At 69.4% G+C, this 17,468-nt stretch carries 18 protein-coding genes and 1 pseudogene; 12 read left to right on the top strand and 7 right to left on the bottom strand.

What is annotated here, in order from left to right; genetic code table 11:
• Nucleotides 1–2 precede the first annotated feature (2 nt).
• Nucleotides 3–848, bottom strand: a complete 846-nt coding sequence (locus C6A87_RS03965; RefSeq protein WP_311116079.1) for an ABC transporter permease — start codon at nt 846–848, stop codon at nt 3–5.
• Between the two features lie 246 nt (nt 849–1,094).
• Complete coding sequence (locus tag C6A87_RS03960; RefSeq protein ID WP_311116078.1) at nt 1,095–1,739, bottom strand: TetR/AcrR family transcriptional regulator; 645 nt, start codon at nt 1,737–1,739, stop codon at nt 1,095–1,097.
• Nucleotides 1,740–1,911: 172 nt separating this feature from the next.
• Between C6A87_RS03960 and C6A87_RS03955 the strand changes: the two genes are divergently transcribed.
• The gene (locus C6A87_RS03955; protein WP_311116077.1) at nt 1,912–2,817 is read left to right on the top strand and encodes an oxygenase MpaB family protein; all 906 of its coding nucleotides are present in this window, start codon (nt 1,912–1,914) and stop codon (nt 2,815–2,817) included.
• A gap of 97 nt (nt 2,818–2,914) precedes the next feature.
• On the top strand, nt 2,915–4,522 hold the full coding sequence (fadD8, locus tag C6A87_RS03950; RefSeq protein WP_311116076.1) for a fatty-acid--CoA ligase FadD8: 1,608 nt from the start codon (nt 2,915–2,917) through the stop codon (nt 4,520–4,522).
• Nucleotides 4,523–4,608: 86 nt separating this feature from the next.
• Here fadD8 and C6A87_RS03945 read toward each other — a convergent pair.
• A pseudogene (locus C6A87_RS03945) lies at nt 4,609–5,285 on the bottom strand (FadR/GntR family transcriptional regulator).
• A 48-nt stretch (nt 5,286–5,333) separates the two neighbouring features.
• Here C6A87_RS03945 and C6A87_RS03940 point away from each other — a divergent pair.
• From C6A87_RS03940 to C6A87_RS03920, 5 genes are all read left to right on the top strand, one after another.
• A complete protein-coding gene (locus C6A87_RS03940; protein WP_311116075.1) occupies nt 5,334–6,557 on the top strand; it encodes an MFS transporter in 1,224 nt (407 codons plus the stop codon).
• A 20-nt stretch (nt 6,558–6,577) separates the two neighbouring features.
• Nucleotides 6,578–7,828, top strand: a complete 1,251-nt coding sequence (locus C6A87_RS03935; protein WP_311116074.1) for a hypothetical protein — start codon at nt 6,578–6,580, stop codon at nt 7,826–7,828.
• A 177-nt stretch (nt 7,829–8,005) separates the two neighbouring features.
• Entirely contained in the window at nt 8,006–8,692 is a 687-nt protein-coding gene (locus tag C6A87_RS03930; protein ID WP_311116073.1) for an HAD-IA family hydrolase, read from the top strand.
• A gap of 10 nt (nt 8,693–8,702) precedes the next feature.
• Nucleotides 8,703–9,152 (top strand): nitroreductase family deazaflavin-dependent oxidoreductase, encoded by a 450-nt coding sequence (locus C6A87_RS03925; protein ID WP_311116072.1) that lies wholly within the window; start codon nt 8,703–8,705, stop codon nt 9,150–9,152.
• A 4-nt stretch (nt 9,153–9,156) separates the two neighbouring features.
• Complete coding sequence (locus tag C6A87_RS03920) at nt 9,157–10,080, top strand: 1,4-dihydroxy-2-naphthoyl-CoA synthase (RefSeq protein ID WP_311116071.1); 924 nt, start codon at nt 9,157–9,159, stop codon at nt 10,078–10,080.
• Here the strand turns inward: C6A87_RS03920 and C6A87_RS03915 are convergent.
• Nucleotides 10,077–11,045: an AraC family transcriptional regulator gene (locus C6A87_RS03915; RefSeq protein ID WP_311116070.1), complete on the bottom strand. Its 969-nt coding sequence runs from the start codon at nt 11,043–11,045 to the stop codon at nt 10,077–10,079. The genes C6A87_RS03920 and C6A87_RS03915 overlap by 4 nt on opposite strands.
• 74 nt (nt 11,046–11,119) lie before the next feature.
• On the opposite strand from C6A87_RS03915, the gene C6A87_RS03910 reads away from it, so the two are divergent.
• The 4 genes from C6A87_RS03910 to C6A87_RS03895 all read left to right on the top strand — a co-directional run bounded on the left by C6A87_RS03910 (nt 11,120) and on the right by C6A87_RS03895 (nt 15,038).
• Nucleotides 11,120–12,106: an SDR family NAD(P)-dependent oxidoreductase gene (locus C6A87_RS03910; protein ID WP_311116069.1), complete on the top strand. Its 987-nt coding sequence runs from the start codon at nt 11,120–11,122 to the stop codon at nt 12,104–12,106.
• Between the two features lie 143 nt (nt 12,107–12,249).
• Entirely contained in the window at nt 12,250–13,080 is an 831-nt protein-coding gene (locus C6A87_RS03905) for an SDR family oxidoreductase (RefSeq protein WP_396837065.1), read from the top strand.
• A 5-nt stretch (nt 13,081–13,085) separates the two neighbouring features.
• Entirely contained in the window at nt 13,086–14,630 is a 1,545-nt protein-coding gene (locus C6A87_RS03900) for a long-chain-fatty-acid--CoA ligase (protein WP_311116067.1), read from the top strand.
• Between the two features lie 21 nt (nt 14,631–14,651).
• Nucleotides 14,652–15,038: a VOC family protein gene (locus tag C6A87_RS03895; protein WP_311116066.1), complete on the top strand. Its 387-nt coding sequence runs from the start codon at nt 14,652–14,654 to the stop codon at nt 15,036–15,038.
• An 8-nt stretch (nt 15,039–15,046) separates the two neighbouring features.
• Here C6A87_RS03895 and C6A87_RS03890 read toward each other — a convergent pair whose 3' ends face one another.
• Genes C6A87_RS03890 through C6A87_RS03880 form a run of 3 tightly spaced genes read right to left on the bottom strand, consistent with a single transcriptional unit; the run spans nt 15,047 to nt 16,907 of the window.
• The gene (locus tag C6A87_RS03890) at nt 15,047–15,346 is read right to left on the bottom strand and encodes a DUF3349 domain-containing protein (RefSeq protein WP_311116065.1); all 300 of its coding nucleotides are present in this window, start codon (nt 15,344–15,346) and stop codon (nt 15,047–15,049) included.
• A gap of 11 nt (nt 15,347–15,357) precedes the next feature.
• Nucleotides 15,358–15,645, bottom strand: a complete 288-nt coding sequence (locus tag C6A87_RS03885) for a hypothetical protein (protein ID WP_311116064.1) — start codon at nt 15,643–15,645, stop codon at nt 15,358–15,360.
• Nucleotides 15,642–16,907 carry an inorganic phosphate transporter gene (locus tag C6A87_RS03880; RefSeq protein WP_311116063.1) on the bottom strand — a complete coding sequence of 422 codons (1,266 nt, stop codon included), beginning with the start codon at nt 16,905–16,907 and terminating at the stop codon, nt 15,642–15,644. Before C6A87_RS03880 ends, C6A87_RS03885 begins: the two co-directional genes overlap by 4 nt.
• 225 nt (nt 16,908–17,132) lie before the next feature.
• Here C6A87_RS03880 and C6A87_RS03875 point away from each other — a divergent pair, with 225 nt between their 5' ends.
• A complete protein-coding gene (locus tag C6A87_RS03875) occupies nt 17,133–17,444 on the top strand; it encodes a DUF3349 domain-containing protein (RefSeq protein ID WP_311116062.1) in 312 nt (103 codons plus the stop codon).
• The last annotated feature ends 24 nt before the right edge of the window (nt 17,445–17,468 follow it).

The following is a 17,468-nucleotide window of genomic DNA, read 5'->3' as shown; positions in this document are numbered from 1 at the left end:
GTCTACAGCCCCACCCTCGGAAACAGCATGATGTAGAGCTGACTGATCGCGACGTTGACGACCATCAGCACCAGGATGGATTCGACAACCGCGGCGTTGACCGAGTTCGCGACGCCCGTCGGACCGCCCTGGGTGGAGAGCCCCTTCTGACACGACACGATCGCCACGATCGCGCCGAAGATCACGGCCTTGACCAGCGCCACGACCATGTCACCGGTGGTCGTGAACGACGCGAACGTGGCGACGAAGCTGCCCGGGGCGCCGTTCTGGAAGTACACGTTGAACAGATAGCTGGCCAGGAATCCGACGAAGCAGACCACGCCGGTGAGCGCGACGCCGATCAGGATCGCGGCGGCGAAGCGGGGGACCACGAGCCGCCGGATCACCGAGACACCCATGACCTCCATCGCGTCGGTCTCCTCGCGCATCTTGCGCGAACCGAGGTCCGCGGTGATGGCCGATCCGACCGCCGCGGCCATCAGGATCGCCGCGGTCAGCGACGCGGCCTGCCGGATCACCGCCAGTCCGCTGGCAGCGCCGGCGAGCGACGTGGCACCGACCTGACCGGCCAACAGGGCGAATTGAATGGACAGCGTGACACCGATCGGGAGGGCCACCAGCACGGTCGGCAGCACCGCGGTGCCCGCCATGAACGCGCCCTGGCGGACGAACTCCTGCCACTGAAAGCGCCCGGTGAACAGATCGAGCAGGAAATACTGGACGGTGCGCACACCGAGCACGAACTGGTCACCGACGGTCGACAGCGACGCCAGCGGGTGCCGCCGGACGTAACCGCCCGCCCAGTCGGTGACGACGGCAACGCCGTCGCCCTTCGCATCGTTGCTCATCTGCGCTGAATGGCCATTTACTTAATGCCTTCGATTTCGTCCACTACACCTCGGCTACCCACGTGTTTCTCGCAGTTGAGGCCGTTAATTGACGCCCGCGCACACCCGTCGCATCCTGCCCTGTCGGATGAGTATGCCCATTAGCTTCACGGATCGGTGAGGAATCAGCAAAATCCCTGGGCCGACCGTGCCCGGAATGCTGACACGAGCAGATGCTCGCCTTCAATTCGCGTTTCGGTTGCCCCATCAGAAGCACTCCACGGGCGGCGCGGGCCATGGCCGCAGATAGTTCAGCGCCATCGACGTGATCTCGTCGATGAACGTCTCGCGGTCGATCGCGGGCTGGTCGAGGATGAAGCGGACGCACAGGTGCTCGACCATCCGCACCAGCATCCAGGCCGCGGTGTCCAGGGTGGCGTCGGGCCTGACCTGGCGCTTGTTGATCGTCAGATAGGCCACCGTCAGCTCGCCGATCCGCTGCTCGAAGGCCGCCAGCTTGCTGGTCGTGCCCAGCCGTGGCGTCTGCTCCATCACCGCGCGGAGGAACTCGGGATGCACGTCGAGCGCGTCGACCAACGCGCCGATCGACTCGCGTACGTAGTCGGGGGCCGGCTGGTCCAGCCGCTCGGACACCCGGGCCGCCACCCGCGCCGACAGCTGGTCGCTGAACCGGTCGATGACGGCCGCGGCGATCGCGTCCTTGTTCGGGAAGTACTGGTACAGCGAGCCCGGACTGATCCCGGCCGCCGACGCGATGCGGTTGGTCGACGCACCGTCGAAACCGTGGGCGATCAGCATCTGCTCCCCCGCGTCGAGGATGCGGTCCACCATCGCCTTGGACCGCTCCTGCCTGGGCGCCCGGCGCAGCCGGGACGACGCGTCGGGGCTCATCCGGATGCGAATTGAACGCGAATGATCGCTCGTGTCAGCATGGCGCCATGGTGACACACGACACCACCCGGGGAGGGCGAACGGCGCAACCGCCCGGGCCGGGCCCAGCTGGAGCGGTGGGGGGACCGGTCCCGGGAAAGACTGCTGGACAAGTACTTCGGGGGGCAGCAACATGACGTCGGTGAACTCCCCCGCTGACGGCACCGCACTCGGGCCGTCCTCGCTGCTGTGGCGGTGGGCCGGTGACATGCGCATCGCATTCGAGGGCGGCACCGCGGGGCTGCTGCAGACCATGCATCCGGCGATCGGACAGGGTCTGATCGACCACTCCGACTTCTTCGACGACCCGGTCGGCCGGGTGTTCCGTTCCCTGCCCGGCATTCTGGGCACGGTGTACGACGGGCCGGGCGCCGAGGCGACCGGCTTGCGGGTGCGCGACTTCCACCACGACATCAAGGGCACGCTGGCGGGCGGGCAGCGCTACCACGCGCTGAACCCGGAGACGTTCTGGTGGGCGCACGCGACCTTCCAGCGGATGGTGGATCGCATTGCGCTGCACTGGGATCGCCACGGCCTCAACACGCGGGAAAGCGAGCAGCTCTACGCCGAGGGGCGCGAGTGGTACCGGCGCTACGGGATGACCGAGTCCGTGGTGCCTGCCGACCGCGCCGCTTTCGAGCGCGAGTTCGACCGGTACTGCCGTGAGGTGCTGCAGCCCAATCCCGCGTCGGACTACCTGATCGAGTTCATCGGCAGGCCCGCGATCCCCGACATGAGCGCCTCCCCGGACTACCCGACCCACCCGCGGCTGCGTACGCTGGCCGACGCGCTGCTGCCCGCCCTGCCGGTGCGGATGGCGCTGGCCCCGCCGATGCGGCTGGTGATCTTCGGCGGCCTGCCCGCGGTGGTGCGGGAACGCTTCGACATCCCGTGGTCGCGGGGCGACGAGCGGCGCTACCGGGCGATCCGGTCGGCCGTCCGCACCGGATGGGGCTACGTGCCGGCGTCGTTCAAGTGGTATCCCGCCGCGCGCAAGGGCTGGCTGCGCGAGCTGGGCCGGGCCCCATCCCGCTTCTGAGCCTCGTTCCCGCGGCACGGGCCGACAGATGTGCTGATGGGCAGCGATTCGCAGGGACCGGCTGACTGGAATTGGAACACGTTCTAATCTGGTCGGCATGAGTGATCAGCTGCGCCACTTCCTCCACTCCGGCCACCTCACCGTCGGCGCGCTCAAGCGCCACAAGGACCGTCCCGTGCTGTTCCTCGGGGACACCACGCTGACCGGCGGTGAACTCGCCGACCGCATCAGTCAGTACATCCAGGCGTTCGAGGCGCTCGGCGCCGGTACCGGGGCGGCCGTCGGCCTGCTGTCGCTGAACCGCCCCGAGGTGCTGATGATCATCGGCGCCGGCCAGACGCAGGGCTACCGCCGCACCGCGCTGCACCCGTTGGGCTCGCTGGACGACCACGCCTACGTGCTCTCCGACGCCGAGGTCACGTCGCTGATCATCGATCCCAACCCGATGTTCGTCGAGCGCGCACTCGGCCTGGCGGAGAAGGTGCCCTCGCTCAAGCAGGTGCTGACCATCGGCCCGGTCCCGCCCGAACTCGCCCAGAGTGGCGTCACCGCGGTGGATCTGAGCGCCGAGGCCGCCAAGTACGCACCCCGGCCGCTGGTCGCGGCCGACCTGCCGCCCGACCACATCGGCGGCCTGACCTACACCGGTGGCACCACAGGTAAGCCGAAGGGCGTCATGGGGACGACGCAGTCGATCACCACGATGACGACCGTGCAGCTGGCCGAGTGGGAGTGGCCGGAGAACCCGCGCTTCCTGATGTGCACGCCGCTGTCACATGCCGGGGCGGCGTTCTTCACCCCGGTGATCGTCAAGGGCGGCGAGTTGATCGTGCTGACCAAGTTCGACCCGGGCGAGGTGCTGCGGGTGATCGAGGAGCAGAAGATCACCGCGACGATGCTGGTGCCGTCGATGATCTACGCGCTGATGGACCACCCGGATTCGCACACCCGTGACCTGTCGTCGCTGGAGACCGTCTATTACGGCGCATCGGCGATGAACCCGGTGCGGCTGGCCGAGGCGATCCGCCGGTTCGGGCCGATCTTCGCGCAGTACTACGGCCAGTCCGAGGCGCCGATGGTGATCACCTACCTGTCCAAGAAGGATCACGACGAGAAGCGGCTGACGTCGTGCGGACGCCCGACGCTGTTCGCCAAGGTGGCATTGCTCGGTCCGGACGACCAGCCGGTGCCACGCGGGGAGGTCGGCGAGATCTGCGTCGCGGGGCCGCTACTGTCGGGCGGCTACTGGAACCTGCCGGACGCGACGGCCGAGACGTTCCGCAACGGCTGGATGCACACCGGCGATCTGGCCCGCGAGGACGAGGACGGCTTCTATTACATCGTCGACCGCACCAAGGACATGATCGTCACCGGCGGCTTCAACGTGTTCCCGCGTGAGGTGGAAGACGTGGTGGCCGAACATCCTTCGGTGGCGCAGGTGTGCGTGATCGGCACCCCCGACGACAAGTGGGGCGAGGCAGTGACCGCGGTGGTGGTGCTGCGGCCCGACGCCGATGGCTCGGAGGCCGCCGTGGCCACGATGACGTCCGAGATCCAGGCGTCGGTCAAGGAGCGCAAGGGCTCGGTGCACACGCCCAAGCAGGTGATCGTCGTGGAGTCGGTGCCGGTGACCGCGCTGGGCAAGCCGGACAAGAAGGCGGTGCGGGCGCAGTTCTGGGAAGGCGCGGGGCGTTCGGTCGGCTGAGCCGCCAATCAGGTCCGGTCGGCTGAGCCGCCAATCAGACCCGGTCGGCTGAGCCGCCAATCAGGTCCGGTCGGCTGAGCCGCCGATCAGACCCGGTCGGCTGAGGCGAGGCCTTCGAGGATCCGGTCCAGGAACGCCCCCGCGGTGCGGGCGGCCGCTTCGGGTTCCCCGGCGGCGATCCGGTCGAGCAGCACACCGTGGTCGCAGCGGTCGACCGGCACGTGGCGGGTCGTCGCGACGCTGGCGGTGACGACCTCGATCAGGCCGCGGTACAGCTCGGCGAGGGTGCGGTTGCGCGCGCTGCGCACCACGGCTAGGTGGAATTCGGCGTCGACGCGGGCGAACTCGTCGGTGTCGTCGGCGGCGGCGAGTTCGGCGCGGCGGGCCAGCAGTGCCCGCATCCCGGCCACGTCTTCGGGGGTGCGGTGGGCGGCGGCCAACCGGGCGGCCTCAACTTCCAACGCGCGGCGTACCTCGAGCACCTCCCGTAGCTCGGCGCCGGCCAGCCGGCGTAGCGCGCCGGACACCTCGCTGGTGGCCCGGACATAGGTGCCGTCGCCCTGGCGGACCTCGAGGATCCCCGCGTGCGCGAGCGCCCGTACGGCTTCGCGTACGGTGTTGCGGCCGGCCCGAGCGACTCGACGAGCACGGTCTCGTTGGGTATCCGTTCGCCGACGGGCCACTCCCCGCTGACGACGGCGTGCCGGAGCTGCTCGATGACCTGATCGACGAGGCTCGAGCGCCGTGTTGTGTTCAACGGCACACGAATAATCCTTTCATCCAATCATGGGATGTATGGCACGGTAGCAGGATGTCCACGGACCGGCAGCAGATCTTCGTCGACCCGGCGCCCGAGGCGCCGGGTCGCGTCTCGACGGCCGCCGGAGGCGCGTTGCTGGCGGTGGCCGTCGTGCTCGCCGCGCTGAACCTCCGTCCCGCGGTCACCAGCATCGCGACGCTGCTCGACGACATCCGCGCCGATCTTTCGGTGTCGGCCACCTGGGCCGGACTGCTGACGACGCTGCCCGCGCTGTGCTTCGCGGGCGCCGGTCTCGCGGCCCCGCGGTTGGCCGCCAGAATCGGCCTGGGCCGGGCGATCTCGACCGCGATGATCGCGCTGACCGCCGGTCTCGTGCTCCGCGGCATCGGCGGGGCGCCCGTGGTCATCGGCGCCACGCTGATCGCGTGCGCGGGCATCGCGCTGGCCAACGTGCTCATCCCGGTCGTCATCAAAGGATCCTTCCCGGCCCGTATCGGGCTGATGACCGGTATCTACACCGCCGCCCTGCAGGGTGGCGGGGCGCTCGGCTCGGCGGTGACGCCCGGCCTGGAGGAACCGCTCGGCGGGTGGCGCGCGGCGCTGATGGTGTGGGCGGTGGTGTCCGTGGTGGCGCTGGCGGTGTGGATCCCGGCGACCGGACGGCATCGCGGCGCCTGGGCGGTGCACAGCACGCGGACCCCGGGCCGTCGCTCGCTGCTGCGCAACCCGCTGGCCTGGACGGTCACCCTGTTCTTCGGCAGTCAGGCGTTCATGGCCTACATCATGATGGGCTGGCTGCCACAGGTTTTCATCGACCACGGGATCGACAAGGTGCAGGCCGGGCTGTTCGTCGCGGTCACGTCGCTGGTCGGGGTTCCGCTCTCGCTGGTGATCACGCCGATCGCGGCGCGCAGGCCCAGCCAGAGCATCTGGATCGTCGGGACGAGCGTTTTCGGGTTCGCCGGCGTCGTCGGCCTGATGCTCGCCCCGGCGGCGCAACCGCTGCTGTGGAGCCTGCTGCTGGGCATCGGTATGAGCGCGTTCTCCATGGCATTGGCGCTGCTGGGCCTGCGGGCCCGCACCGCCGAGGACACCGCCCAACTCTCGGGCATGGCGCAGGGATTCGGCTATCTCATCGCGGGAACAGGTCCGTTCCTGTTCGGTCTGCTGCACGACGTGACGCACGGGTGGACCGTGCCGTGGGCGATGTTCCTGGCCGTCTTCGTGGTGCAGACGGTCTCCGGCGCGTTGGCGGGACGCAACCGCTACGTGTGAACGCCGGGCACAATCACCGCATGCGGACCTGCCCCGGCGATCATCTCGGTCTGCCGTTCCCCGCCGACGCCTCGACGCTGCATGAGGCCGGGCCCGATTTCCTCACCGCAGCGTTGCATCGGTCCGGCGCGCTGGCCGACGACGACGCCGTCGTGGCCGTCGACGAGCTGACCGAGTTCCGCGGCGGCAGCACCGGGCGCAAAGCCCTGCTGACAGTGTCCTACCGCAGGCCCGGCGGCCTGCCGCGCGAGTTGTTCGTCAAGTTCTCCCGCGACTTCGATGATCCGGCCCGCGATCTGGGCCGCGGCCAGATGGCGCTGGAGGTGCGCTTCGCGTTGCTGACCCGCGCCGCACGGTTCCCGATCGCGGTGCCGCGCTGCGTGTTCGCCGACTACCACGCCGACTCCGGCACCGGGATCCTGATCACGGAGCGAATCCGGTTCGGCGACAACGGCGTCGAGCGACAGTACGACAAGTGCGCCGACCATTCGATGCCGGATCCGCTGCAGCACTACCTGGCGTTGTTCAGCGCGCTGGGCCGGCTCGCAGGCAGCGACAAGGCCGGACGGCTCGGCGCCGACGCGGGTTTCGCCGTCGACATGCGACAGCTCTCGGTCGGAGATCGGCCGCCGCACACCGCGGCGCAGCTGCGGCGCCGCGTCGATCTGCTCGGTGCCCTGGGCGACCGGCATCCGGGACTTCTGCCCGGCGAGCTCGTCTCGCCGGACTTCCTCGCCCGCCTCTCCGATGACGTCGCGCTGGTCCCGCAGCGGGTGGACGCGGTGTGGGACCGGCTGGCCGCCGACCCGGACCACGTCGCGCTGTGCCACTGGAACGCCAACGTCGACAACGCGTGGTTCTGGCGCGAGAGAGACCTGCTGCGGTGCGGGCTGCTGGACTGGGGATGCGTCGGCCGGATGAACCTCGCGATGGCCGTCTGGGGCTCGCTGTGCAGCGCCGAAACCACACTGTGGGAACGTCATTCGTGGGGTCTGCTGACCCATCTCGCCGCCGAGTACACCGCGGCGGGCGGCCCGGAACTCGACGTCGCGGCGCTGGGCGACCACCTGCTCGGCTACGTCGCGATCATGGGGACCACCTGGCTGCTCGACGTGCCCGGCTACCTGCTCAAGGTGCTGCCCGAGCGGGTTGCCGACCGGTTCGACCCGGCGATCGCCGGCAACGAGCAGACGCGCAGCCGGCTGCTGATGATGACGAACTTCCTCAACCTGTGGCAGAAGTCGGACATGCGCGCGGTGCTCGAGGGTTGACAGTCACTGCGGCGCAACGCTATGCGCCGGGGACGGCGGTGCGCGCGGCCACCGACGCCGCACCGGCTGTGTCGAACACGTCGATCACCACGTCGGCGTCGCGGACCCCACCCAGGTGGTGCTGGACGCCGCTGTTCAGCCACTGAGCGAAAACTTCACACCTGGCACGATGGTGGGATGGCTGATCTGCAAGCGGTGCTGTTCGACTACTCCGGCACGCTGTTCCGGCTCGAAGAGGACGAGAGCTGGTTCGCGGGGATGGAACTCGACACCGAGGGCAACCGGGAAGTCGACGGGCACGTGCAGGCCGAACTGATGCGCCGGCTGACCGCCCCGACGGGCCGGTCGGTGTCGATGACCCCCGAGGCGCTGCAGGCGTGGATGAACCGGGATCTGGCCCCACACCTGCACCGCGAGGCGTATCTGCACGTGCTGCGCGAATCCGGGCTGGCCCGCCACCACGCCGAGTCGCTGTACAGCCGGGTGATCGATCCGGCGTGCTGGACGCCCTACCCCGACACCGCGACGGTGCTCGCGGGACTGCACCGACGCGGCATCAAGACCGCCGTGGTGTCCAACATCGCGTTCGACGTGCGGCCCGCGTTCGACGGCGTCGGGACGGTCGACGAGTACGTACTGTCGTTCGAGGTCGGCGCCGTCAAACCGGATCCGGAGATCTTCCGGACCGCGCTGGAGCGCGTCGGCGTGCCTGCCGAGCGGGCATTGATGGTCGGGGACAGCGACGAGGCCGACGGCGGCGCCCGCGCGCTGGGATGCGCCTTCGCGCTCGTCGACCCGCTACCTACCCGCGAACGCAGGGACGGGCTGATCTCCGCACTGTGGGCCCACGGCATCCAGTTGTAGTTTCGGTGGCATGGTCGAGTCTGAGCGGGTCCGGCCGCCGTGGTGGCTGAAGTACGTCAACAAGGTGATGATCGCCGTCAACCGGACGGGACTGTTCACGGGCGGTCCAGCGGTGCTGGAGGTGACCGGCCGCAAGTCGGGCAAGCCACGCAAGACGCCGGTCACGCCGTTCGAGGTCGACGGCCGCCGCTACGTGGTCGGCGGCCTGCCCGGCGCGGACTGGGTGCGCAATCTGCAGGCCGATCCTGATGCGGTGCTGCTGCAAGGCAAGCGGCGCGAGCGCGTGCGGATGGTGGAGGTTCCCGTCGACCAGGCCCGCCCGCTGCTGCGGCAGTTCCCGGTCCTGGTGCCCACCGGCGTCGATTTCATGAAGAGCGCCGGCCTGGTGACCGGACCGAACCCCGACGAGTTCGAGGCGCTGGCCGGGCGCTGCGCGGTATTCCGCTTCGATAGCGTGTGACCTCGTGACCGACGCTGCGAGCAACCCCTTCGACGCCAGCCTGTGGGAGCCGGTGGCCGGCTTCGAGGACCTGACCGACATCACCTACCACCGCCACGTCGTCGACGGCGAACGAAAGCCGACGGTGCGGATCGCCTTCGACCGCCCGGAGGTGCGCAACGCGTTCCGTCCGCACACCGTCGACGAGCTCTACCGCGTCCTCGACCACGCCCGGATGTCCTCGGACGTCGGCGTGGTGCTGCTGACCGGCAACGGTCCGTCGCCCAAGGACGGCGGCTGGGCGTTCTGCTCCGGCGGGGACCAGCGCATCCGTGGCCGCAGCGGCTACCAGTACGCCTCCGGGGAGACCGCCGAGACGGTGGACCCTGCCCGCGCGGGGCGCCTGCACATCCTGGAGGTGCAGCGGCTGATCCGGTTCATGCCCAAACCGGTGATCTGTCTGGTCAACGGGTGGGCCGCCGGCGGCGGGCACTCGCTGCACGTGGTGTGCGACCTCACGTTGGCGTCGCGCGAGCACGCCCGGTTCAAGCAGACCGACGCCGACGTGGGGTCGTTCGACGCCGGCTACGGATCGGCGTACCTGGCGAGTCAGACCGGGCAGAAGTTCGCCCGCGAAATCTTCTTCCTGGGCCGCCCCTACACCGCCGAGCAGATGCACGCGATGGGCGCGGTCAACGAGGTCGTCGACCACGCTGAACTGGAAAATGTTGCGCTGCAGTGGGCCTCGGAGATCAACGGCAAGTCGCCGCAGGCGATCCGGATGCTCAAGTACGCGTTCAACCTCCCCGAGGACGGCCTGGTCGGCCAGCAGCTGTTCGCCGGTGAGGCCACCAGGCTGGCCTACATGACCGACGAGGCCGTCGAGGGACGTGACGCGTTCCTGGAGAAGCGCGACCCCGACTGGTCGCCGTTCCCCCGCTATTTCTAGCCGGATCCGGCGCGCTTTGCGACACTCAGCGTCGCATTGCGCGCCGGATTCACCAGGGAGGCGCGGTAGCGCAGCGGCGACAGCCCGACCTCACGCTTGAACGCATTGCTGAACGCGCTCTCCGAGGTGTAGCCCAGCTCGAACGCGAGTGGCCCGACCCGGACGTCGCTGTCGCGCAACGCATTCCGGGCCAGCTGCATGCGCCAGGTGTTGAGGTAGGTCAGCGGCGGCATACCCGACACGGACCGGAAGCGTTCGGCGAACGAGGTGCGCGACATCGCCGCAGCACGGGCGAGTTCCTCCAGACGCCAAGGCTTTCCGGGATCGTCGTGCATCGCGGCGACCGCGGGACGCAGCCGTTCATCGGCCAGCAGACGCAACCAGCCCGAGGGCAGTTCGTCGGCCTGGGCGATATAGGCACGCATCACTTCGAGGAGCAGGAGTTGGCCCTGCGCCTGAACGGCGAAGGCCGAGCCCACCCGGCCGCCGGTCACCTCGTCGAGCACCCGGTTGAGGATCGCGTGCAACTGGGTGGCCTCGTCGGCGGACGCACGGACGTGGCTGACCGGCGGCAGTGCCTGCGTGAGCAGAGCCTCGCCGATCGGATTCACGGCGATGTGGCCGCCGATGATCACGTCGGCCTCGCCACATTTCGGGTCGTCCACCCGCACGAAGGCCCGTTCCGACGCGTCGACATCGAGCCTCGTGGGCGGCGCGAGACCGGGCCCACCCACGACGTCCATCTGCCTGCGCTGGTTGAGGATCGCGACGTCGCCGGGCCCCAGGGTGATCGGGCCGTACCCGTCGGCGGTGAGCCGAAGCTGCCCGCACACCACCGCGATCATCTTCAGCGGGTCCGTCAGCTCAAAGGAGCAGAACCAGTCGCCGCGCACTGACAACCCGCCGGAGACGAGCCCGCGGACCTCGATGAGATCGAAGACGTCCGACAGCTGATCTCGCATCATCTCCGTACTATCACGCAGAAAATCTGAACTTTCAACCATTCAACGTACGTCCCTCCGGCTGCAGAGTGGATCTCATGACGCACAAACAACATCCCCTCGGTTCCGGTTTCACCGCCGCCTCCACCGCCGACGACGTCCTCGCCGGCATCGACCTGACCGGACGCACCGCGATCGTCACCGCCGGCCACGTCGGCCTCGGCCTGGAAACCACGCGCGCCCTGGCCAATGCCGGTGCCAACGTCGTGGTGGGCAGCCGTAATCCCGCGACGGCCGCGGCGGCGCTGGCCGGCATCGACCGTGTCCGGGTCGAGCCGCTCGACCTGATGGACCCGGCCTCGATCGACCGGTTCGTCGCCGGCTACGGCGAAACCCCGTTGCACACGCTGATCAACAACGCGGGCATCATGGGCGGAGATCTGGTCCGGGACGCGCGCGGCTACGAAGCCCAGTTCGCGACCAACCATCTCGGCCACTTCCAGCTGACCACCGGGCTGTTGCCCGCCCTGCGCGCCGCCGGCGGCGCGCGCGTCGTCGAGGTGTCGTCCTGGGGCCACCACCTCTCCGACATCCGTTGGGAAGATCCACATTTCGAGACCGAGTACGACGGGATGACCGCCTACGGCCAGTCCAAGACCGCCAACGTGCTGTTCGCCGTCGAGCTCGATCGCCGATTCAGCGAGGACGGCATCCGCGGCTACTCGCTGCACCCCGGCGGGATCGTCTCGACCAACCTCGGCCCGTCGTTCACCCTCGATGACTGGCGCATCATGGGCCTCGTCGACGACAACGACCAGCCGATCATCGACCCCAGCCGCGACATGAAGACCCCGCAGCAGGGCGCCGCCACCCAGGTGTTCGCCGCGACCAGCCCGCTGCTGGCCGACATCGGCGGTGTCTACCTCGTCGACGTCGACATCGCACCGCTGGAGGCCGACGCCGCCTCGACCGTCATGGACCTGCAGGCCGGCACCTCGCAGCTCACCCGGGGCGTCACCGGATATGCCGTGAATCCGGAATCGGCCGAGCGGCTGTGGGAGCTCAGCGAGAAGCTGCTCGCCTGACCCGCTGCCGAAATTGCATTCCATGCGCCCGAAACCGCTCGGATACCGCGTGGAATGCAATTTCGGCGTGGGAAATAGACTCGCGAATTGTGACGAGCAGGAATCCCTTCCGGCGGCTGGCCGAGCAGGTGGTGCTGACCGGTATGCGGCCCCCGATCCTGCCCACTCTGCTGAACCGGCCCACCCGCGAGACCGTCGAGCTGCGTGGCAAGCGCATCCTGCTGACCGGGGCCTCCTCGGGCATCGGCGAGGCCGCCGCCGAGAAGTTGGCCCGCCGCGGCGCCGTCGTAGTCGCCGTGGCCCGCAGGCAGGAACTGCTCGACGATCTCGTCGCACGCATCACCGACGCGGGCGGGCGGGCCAGCGCGCACGTGTGCGACCTGTCCGACCTCGACGCGGTCGACGAGCTCGTGGCCACCGTCGAGAGAGAACTCGGCGGCATCGACATACTGGTCAACAACGCGGGCCGCTCGATCCGGCGGCCGCTGGAGGAGTCGCTGGAGCGCTGGCACGACGTCGAGCGCACCATGACGCTCAACTATTACGGGCCGCTGCGGCTGATCCGCGGCCTCGCCCCCGGCATGCTCGAGCGTGGCGACGGGCACGTCATCAACGTGTCGACCTGGGGCGTGAAGACCGAATCCCCGCCGCTGTTCGGGGTGTACACCGCGTCCAAGGCCGCGCTGAGCTCGATCAGCCGCATCATCGAGACCGAGTGGTCCGACCGCGGCGTGCATGCGACCACACTGTTCTACCCGCTGGTGAAGACCCCGATGATCGCACCGACGCGCGCCTACGACGGGCTGCCCGGACTGTCCGCCGAGGAGGCAGCCGGCTGGATCGTCACCGCCGCGCGGCACCGCCCGGTCAGCATCGCGCCCCGCATCGCGGTCACCGCGCACGCGATCAACAGCATCGCCCCGGCCGCGGTGGACACCGTGATGAAGCGCCAGCGCATGCAACCCAAGGATTGAAAGCCTTGTTCCACAACCTCGCCGACATCGTCCGCAGCCACGGCAGGGACCGGCCCGACGCGCCGGCCCTGGTGGCCGGCGGCACCACGGTCACCTACGGCGAGCTCGACGACCGGTCCAGCCGCGCCGCCCAGGCGTTCGCCGCGGCCGGAGTCGGCTTCGGTGACCGAGTCGCCTTCGTCGAGAAGAACGGCATCGAATTCTTCGACGCCGCGTTCGGTCTGGCCAAGATCGGGGCGGTCGGGGTGCCGGTCAACTGGCGGCTGGCCGCACCGGAGATGCGCCATGTCATCGCCGACTCCGGGGCCCGGCTGGTGATCGTCGGCCAGGAGTTCGTCGAGCATCTGGAAGCCGTCGAGGCCGACCTCGACGCCGATATCGTGGTGCTCGGGCGCCATCCGCGCTGGCCCGCGTTCGACGCGTGGACCGCGGCGCATCCGCCCGTCGACCCCGGCGTCGTCACCGGACCCGACGACCTGGTGTTCCTGATGTACACCTCCGGCACCACCGGCCTGCCCAAAGGCGTGATGCTGAGCAACACCAACTACGTCTGCAAGACCGGCGGGGTGGCCCGGCACTGGCAGTTCGACGCCGACGCCGTCAGCCTGGCGGTGATGCCGCTGTTCCACATGGCCGGCTCCGGATGGGCGTTCGCCGGGCTGTGGCAGGGCGCGACCACCGTCGTGCTGCGCGACGTCGACACCGGCGCCATCCTCGACGCGCTGGCCCGCCACCGCGTCACCAACATGCTGCTGGTGCCCGCGGTGATCCAGTTCCTGCTCGACACCGACGGCATCGACGACGTGGACCTGTCCCACCTCCGGCTGATCGTCTACGGCGCGTCACCGATCAGCGACGACGTGCTGACCCGCGGCATCGGCCGGTTCGGCGGGATCTTCGCGCAGGTGTACGGCATGACCGAGACCACCGGCTCGATCACCCAGCTCGACGGGCCCGACCACCTGCCGGAGCTGCTGCGCTCGTGCGGCAAGCCGTACCCGTGGGTGCAGCTGCGGGTGGTCGGCGACGACGGCGCCGACGCCGCACCCGGCACGGTCGGCGAGGTGTGGACCCGCTCGCCGCAGAACATGCTCGGCTACTGGAACAACCCCGACGCGTCGGCGGCCACGCTGACCGCCGACGGCTGGCTCAAGACCGGCGACGCGGGGTTCGTCGACGCCGACGGCTACCTCTATCTGCACGACCGGATCAAGGACATGATCGTCTCCGGCGGGGAGAACGTGTACCCCGCCGAAGTGGAGAACGTGCTGATGACGCACCCCGCGGTGGCCGACGTCGCGGTGATCGGTGTGCCGGACCGTCGCTGGGGCGAGGCGGTCAAGGCCGTCGTCGTCGCCCGCGTCGTCGCCCGGGGCACCCCGCCCACCGAGGCCGAGTTGATCGCGTTCGCACGGGACCGGCTCGCCGGGTTCAAGCTCCCCAAGAGTGTGGACTTCGTCGACGCGCTGCCCCGCAATCCGAGCGGGAAGCTCCTCAAACGCGCACTGCGCGAACCATACTGGGCAGGTACGGGCCGCCGTATCGGCTGACCGGCGTGGTAGACACGCTGCATGGAGATCCTGGCCAGCCGCATGCTGTTCCGCCCCAGCGACCATGCGCGGTCGGTGGCGTTCTACCGCGACGGCATCGGCCTGGCGATCGCCAGGGAGTACGCCGGCGGCACGGTGTTCTATGCCGGACAGTCGCTGATCGAACTCGCCGGCCACGGCGCCCCGGCCGACGGCTCGCCGCCGTTCCCGGGCGCGCTGTGGCTGCAGGTGCGTGACCTGGCCGCCGCCCAGGATCAGCTGCGGGAGCGCGGGGTGCCGATCGCGCGCGAGGCGCGCCGCGAGCCGTGGGGGCTGCTGGAGATGCACGTCACCGACCCCGACGGGGTCGGCCTGATCTTCGTCGAGGTGCCCAAGGACCACCCGCTGCGGCGCGACACCCGCGACTGAAAGCCCACCTAGCCCGCGGGCGCCGCCAGCGGCCAGCCGACCGACGCCAGCCGGGCCGCGACCTGGTTCACCTCTTCGGGGTTGGGTTCCTTGGCGGTGACCAGATGGATCGCCGCGCGGATCTCCTCGGGCGTCACGGTGTCGGAGTCGGTGCCCTTGAGCACCAGCTGCGCGACACTGACCACCTCGTCCTCGGTGAGCGTGCGGGCCAGCAGCGCCAGCAGCGCGAAGTAGTCCTGCTGCGGGACGCCCTGCGGGTAGCCCCGGTGCAGCCAGCCCAGGATGTTGTTGAACGCGCTCTCGGCCATAACCTCTCAGCTCACTTTCCGGACAGGAACGGGAACAGGTCCACGCCGGTGTGGTGGATGATCGTGCCCCGGGTGATCCACAGCACCGCGGTCAGGATCACCGCGCCGACGAACACGAACAGCGTCACCCCGAGGAACTTCAGCGCGTGATTGGGCGCCGCCGCGGCGGTGCCGTCGGACCCGTCGGAGCCGTCCCCGCGCGAGAACGCCACCAGGCCGACGGCGAAGACCGCGGGCAGTCCGGCGCCGAGCAGCAGCCCGATGCCGAGCACTTTGAGGATGCTCTCCAGGTAGGTCATGTCAGGGTCCGTTCCTTCCCCGGCGCGGCGGGCTTGGTGTCGGCGCGCTGCTCGCGCAGTTCGGCCGGAATCACCGAGTTGGTCGAGTCGTCCCAATCAGCGTTGACGTTGTGCCGGTCCACCTTCTGGTGCTGGGCGCGCCACCACAGGTAGAACGACAGCGCGCACAGCAGCACGAAGATCAGGCCGTCGCCGGCCAGCGACGACCCGGTGAGCGACTCGACGCCGTAGGACAGCCAGAACGACAGCGCACCGACCAGGCCGGCGGCGGGCAGGGTGATCAGCCACGCCACCGCCATCCGGCCGGCCACCGCCCAGCGCACCTCGGCCCCGGGCTTGCCGACACCGCTGCCCAGGATCGAGCCGGTGGCCACGTGCGTGGTCGACAGCGCCATGCCAGCAGCGCTGGAGCTCAGGATGATGGCCGCCGACGACGCCTCGGCCGCCAGGCCCTGCGGCGACTCGATCTCGACCAGACCCTTGCCGAGGGTGCGGATGACCCGCCACCCGCCCAGGTAGGTGCCCAGCCCGATCGCCAACGCGCACGACGCGATGATCCAGAACGGCAGGCCCTGCTCCTTGACGTCCCCGCTCAGGTGGCCGGTGGTGATCAGCGCCAGCGCGATCACGCCCATCGTCTTCTGCGCGTCGTTGGTGCCGTGCGACAGCGCGACCAGGGACGCGGTCGCGATCTGGCCCCAGCGGAAGCCCTGTTCGCGCCGCTTCTTGGCCACGTTGCGGGTGACGCGGTAGACCAGCCAGGTGCCGCAGCAGGCGACCAGGCACGCGATCACCGGCGCGGCGACGGCCGGGATCAGCACCTTCGCCGTGACCCCGGACCAGTTGACCCCGGCCAGCCCGACCGCGGCCAGGCCGGCGCCGATCAGACCGCCGAACAGCGCGTGCGAGGAACTCGACGGGATACCGAACAACCAGGTCAGCAGGTTCCACAGGATGCCGCCGATCAGGCCGGCGAAGATGATCGTCAATCCGGTCGACGCGTCGATCGACGGGATCAGCTGACCGGTGTCGCTGTCCTGGATCTTGAGCACCGAGGTGGTGACCGTGACGGCGACCTCGACGGACAGGAAGGCGCCGACCAGATTCAGGATGCCGGCCAGGATCACCGCCGTCTTGGGCTTGAGCGCGCCGGTCGCGATGGAGGTCGCCATCGCGTTGCCGGTGTCGTGAAAGCCGTTGGTGAAGTCGAAAGCCAGCGCGGTGGCTATCAACAGCACCAAGATGACAAGCTCTGCGCTCATGGGTTGATTCTGCTGCCCGGCCAGCGGATCTGACTAATTTCGGTCGCCTCGCGTGGGGGCCGCGACGTGGCGTTTCCCGCTCCCGGGCGGCCGTGTTCACCTGATGTTCATCTTCTAGGCGTCAACCGTTCTCCCGGCCTCGTGCACAGCGAACCCCGACGCGCCGCCGCGGCTAACATCGGGGTGCCGAAGGGGTGGATTCGCGCCCGAATGGGGAGTGAGCTCGTGACCAGATTTCTCGCCAGGATCGTGGCGTGGATCGCGGCCGGCTATCCGGAGGGCGTGCCGGGGCCCGACCGCGTTCCGCTACTGGCCCTGCTGCGCCGACGGCTCACCGACGACGAGGTCAGAGCCGTCGTCGCCGAGCTCGTCGCCGGCGAAGGGCCGGACATCGACCCCGTCGACATCGGGGTGCTGATCACCCACATCACCGACGAATTGCCGTCCCCCGACGACATCGAGCGGGTCCGGGCGAGGCTGGCCACCTGCGGCTGGCCGCTCGACGATCCGCGCGACGACCCGGAGGAGGACCGATAGCCGTCCTGCGCGCGGTGGAGTTCG

The sequence above is a fragment of the Mycobacterium sp. ITM-2016-00317 genome (assembly GCF_002968295.1).
In the GTDB taxonomy this organism is placed as follows: Bacteria; Actinomycetota; Actinomycetes; order Mycobacteriales; family Mycobacteriaceae; genus Mycobacterium.
Note: the sequence above shows the minus strand (reverse complement) of the source record. Positions and strands in the feature narration are given on the sequence as shown.

Coding starts and splice junctions, on each gene's coding strand:
- C6A87_RS03965 (WP_311116079.1), bottom strand. CDS start 848: ATGAGCAACGATGCGAAGGGCGACGGCGTTGCCGTCGTCACCGACTGG.
- C6A87_RS03960 (WP_311116078.1), bottom strand. CDS start 1,739: ATGAGCCCCGACGCGTCGTCCCGGCTGCGCCGGGCGCCCAGGCAGGAG.
- C6A87_RS03955 (WP_311116077.1), top strand. CDS start 1,912: ATGACGTCGGTGAACTCCCCCGCTGACGGCACCGCACTCGGGCCGTCC.
- fadD8 (WP_311116076.1), top strand. CDS start 2,915: ATGAGTGATCAGCTGCGCCACTTCCTCCACTCCGGCCACCTCACCGTC.
- C6A87_RS03940 (WP_311116075.1), top strand. CDS start 5,334: ATGTCCACGGACCGGCAGCAGATCTTCGTCGACCCGGCGCCCGAGGCG.
- C6A87_RS03935 (WP_311116074.1), top strand. CDS start 6,578: ATGCGGACCTGCCCCGGCGATCATCTCGGTCTGCCGTTCCCCGCCGAC.
- C6A87_RS03930 (WP_311116073.1), top strand. CDS start 8,006: ATGGCTGATCTGCAAGCGGTGCTGTTCGACTACTCCGGCACGCTGTTC.
- C6A87_RS03925 (WP_311116072.1), top strand. CDS start 8,703: ATGGTCGAGTCTGAGCGGGTCCGGCCGCCGTGGTGGCTGAAGTACGTC.
- C6A87_RS03915 (WP_311116070.1), bottom strand. CDS start 11,045: ATGATGCGAGATCAGCTGTCGGACGTCTTCGATCTCATCGAGGTCCGC.
- C6A87_RS03910 (WP_311116069.1), top strand. CDS start 11,120: ATGACGCACAAACAACATCCCCTCGGTTCCGGTTTCACCGCCGCCTCC.
- C6A87_RS03905 (WP_396837065.1), top strand. CDS start 12,250: ATGCGGCCCCCGATCCTGCCCACTCTGCTGAACCGGCCCACCCGCGAG.
- C6A87_RS03895 (WP_311116066.1), top strand. CDS start 14,652: ATGGAGATCCTGGCCAGCCGCATGCTGTTCCGCCCCAGCGACCATGCG.
- C6A87_RS03890 (WP_311116065.1), bottom strand. CDS start 15,346: ATGGCCGAGAGCGCGTTCAACAACATCCTGGGCTGGCTGCACCGGGGC.
- C6A87_RS03885 (WP_311116064.1), bottom strand. CDS start 15,645: ATGACCTACCTGGAGAGCATCCTCAAAGTGCTCGGCATCGGGCTGCTG.
- C6A87_RS03880 (WP_311116063.1), bottom strand. CDS start 16,907: ATGAGCGCAGAGCTTGTCATCTTGGTGCTGTTGATAGCCACCGCGCTG.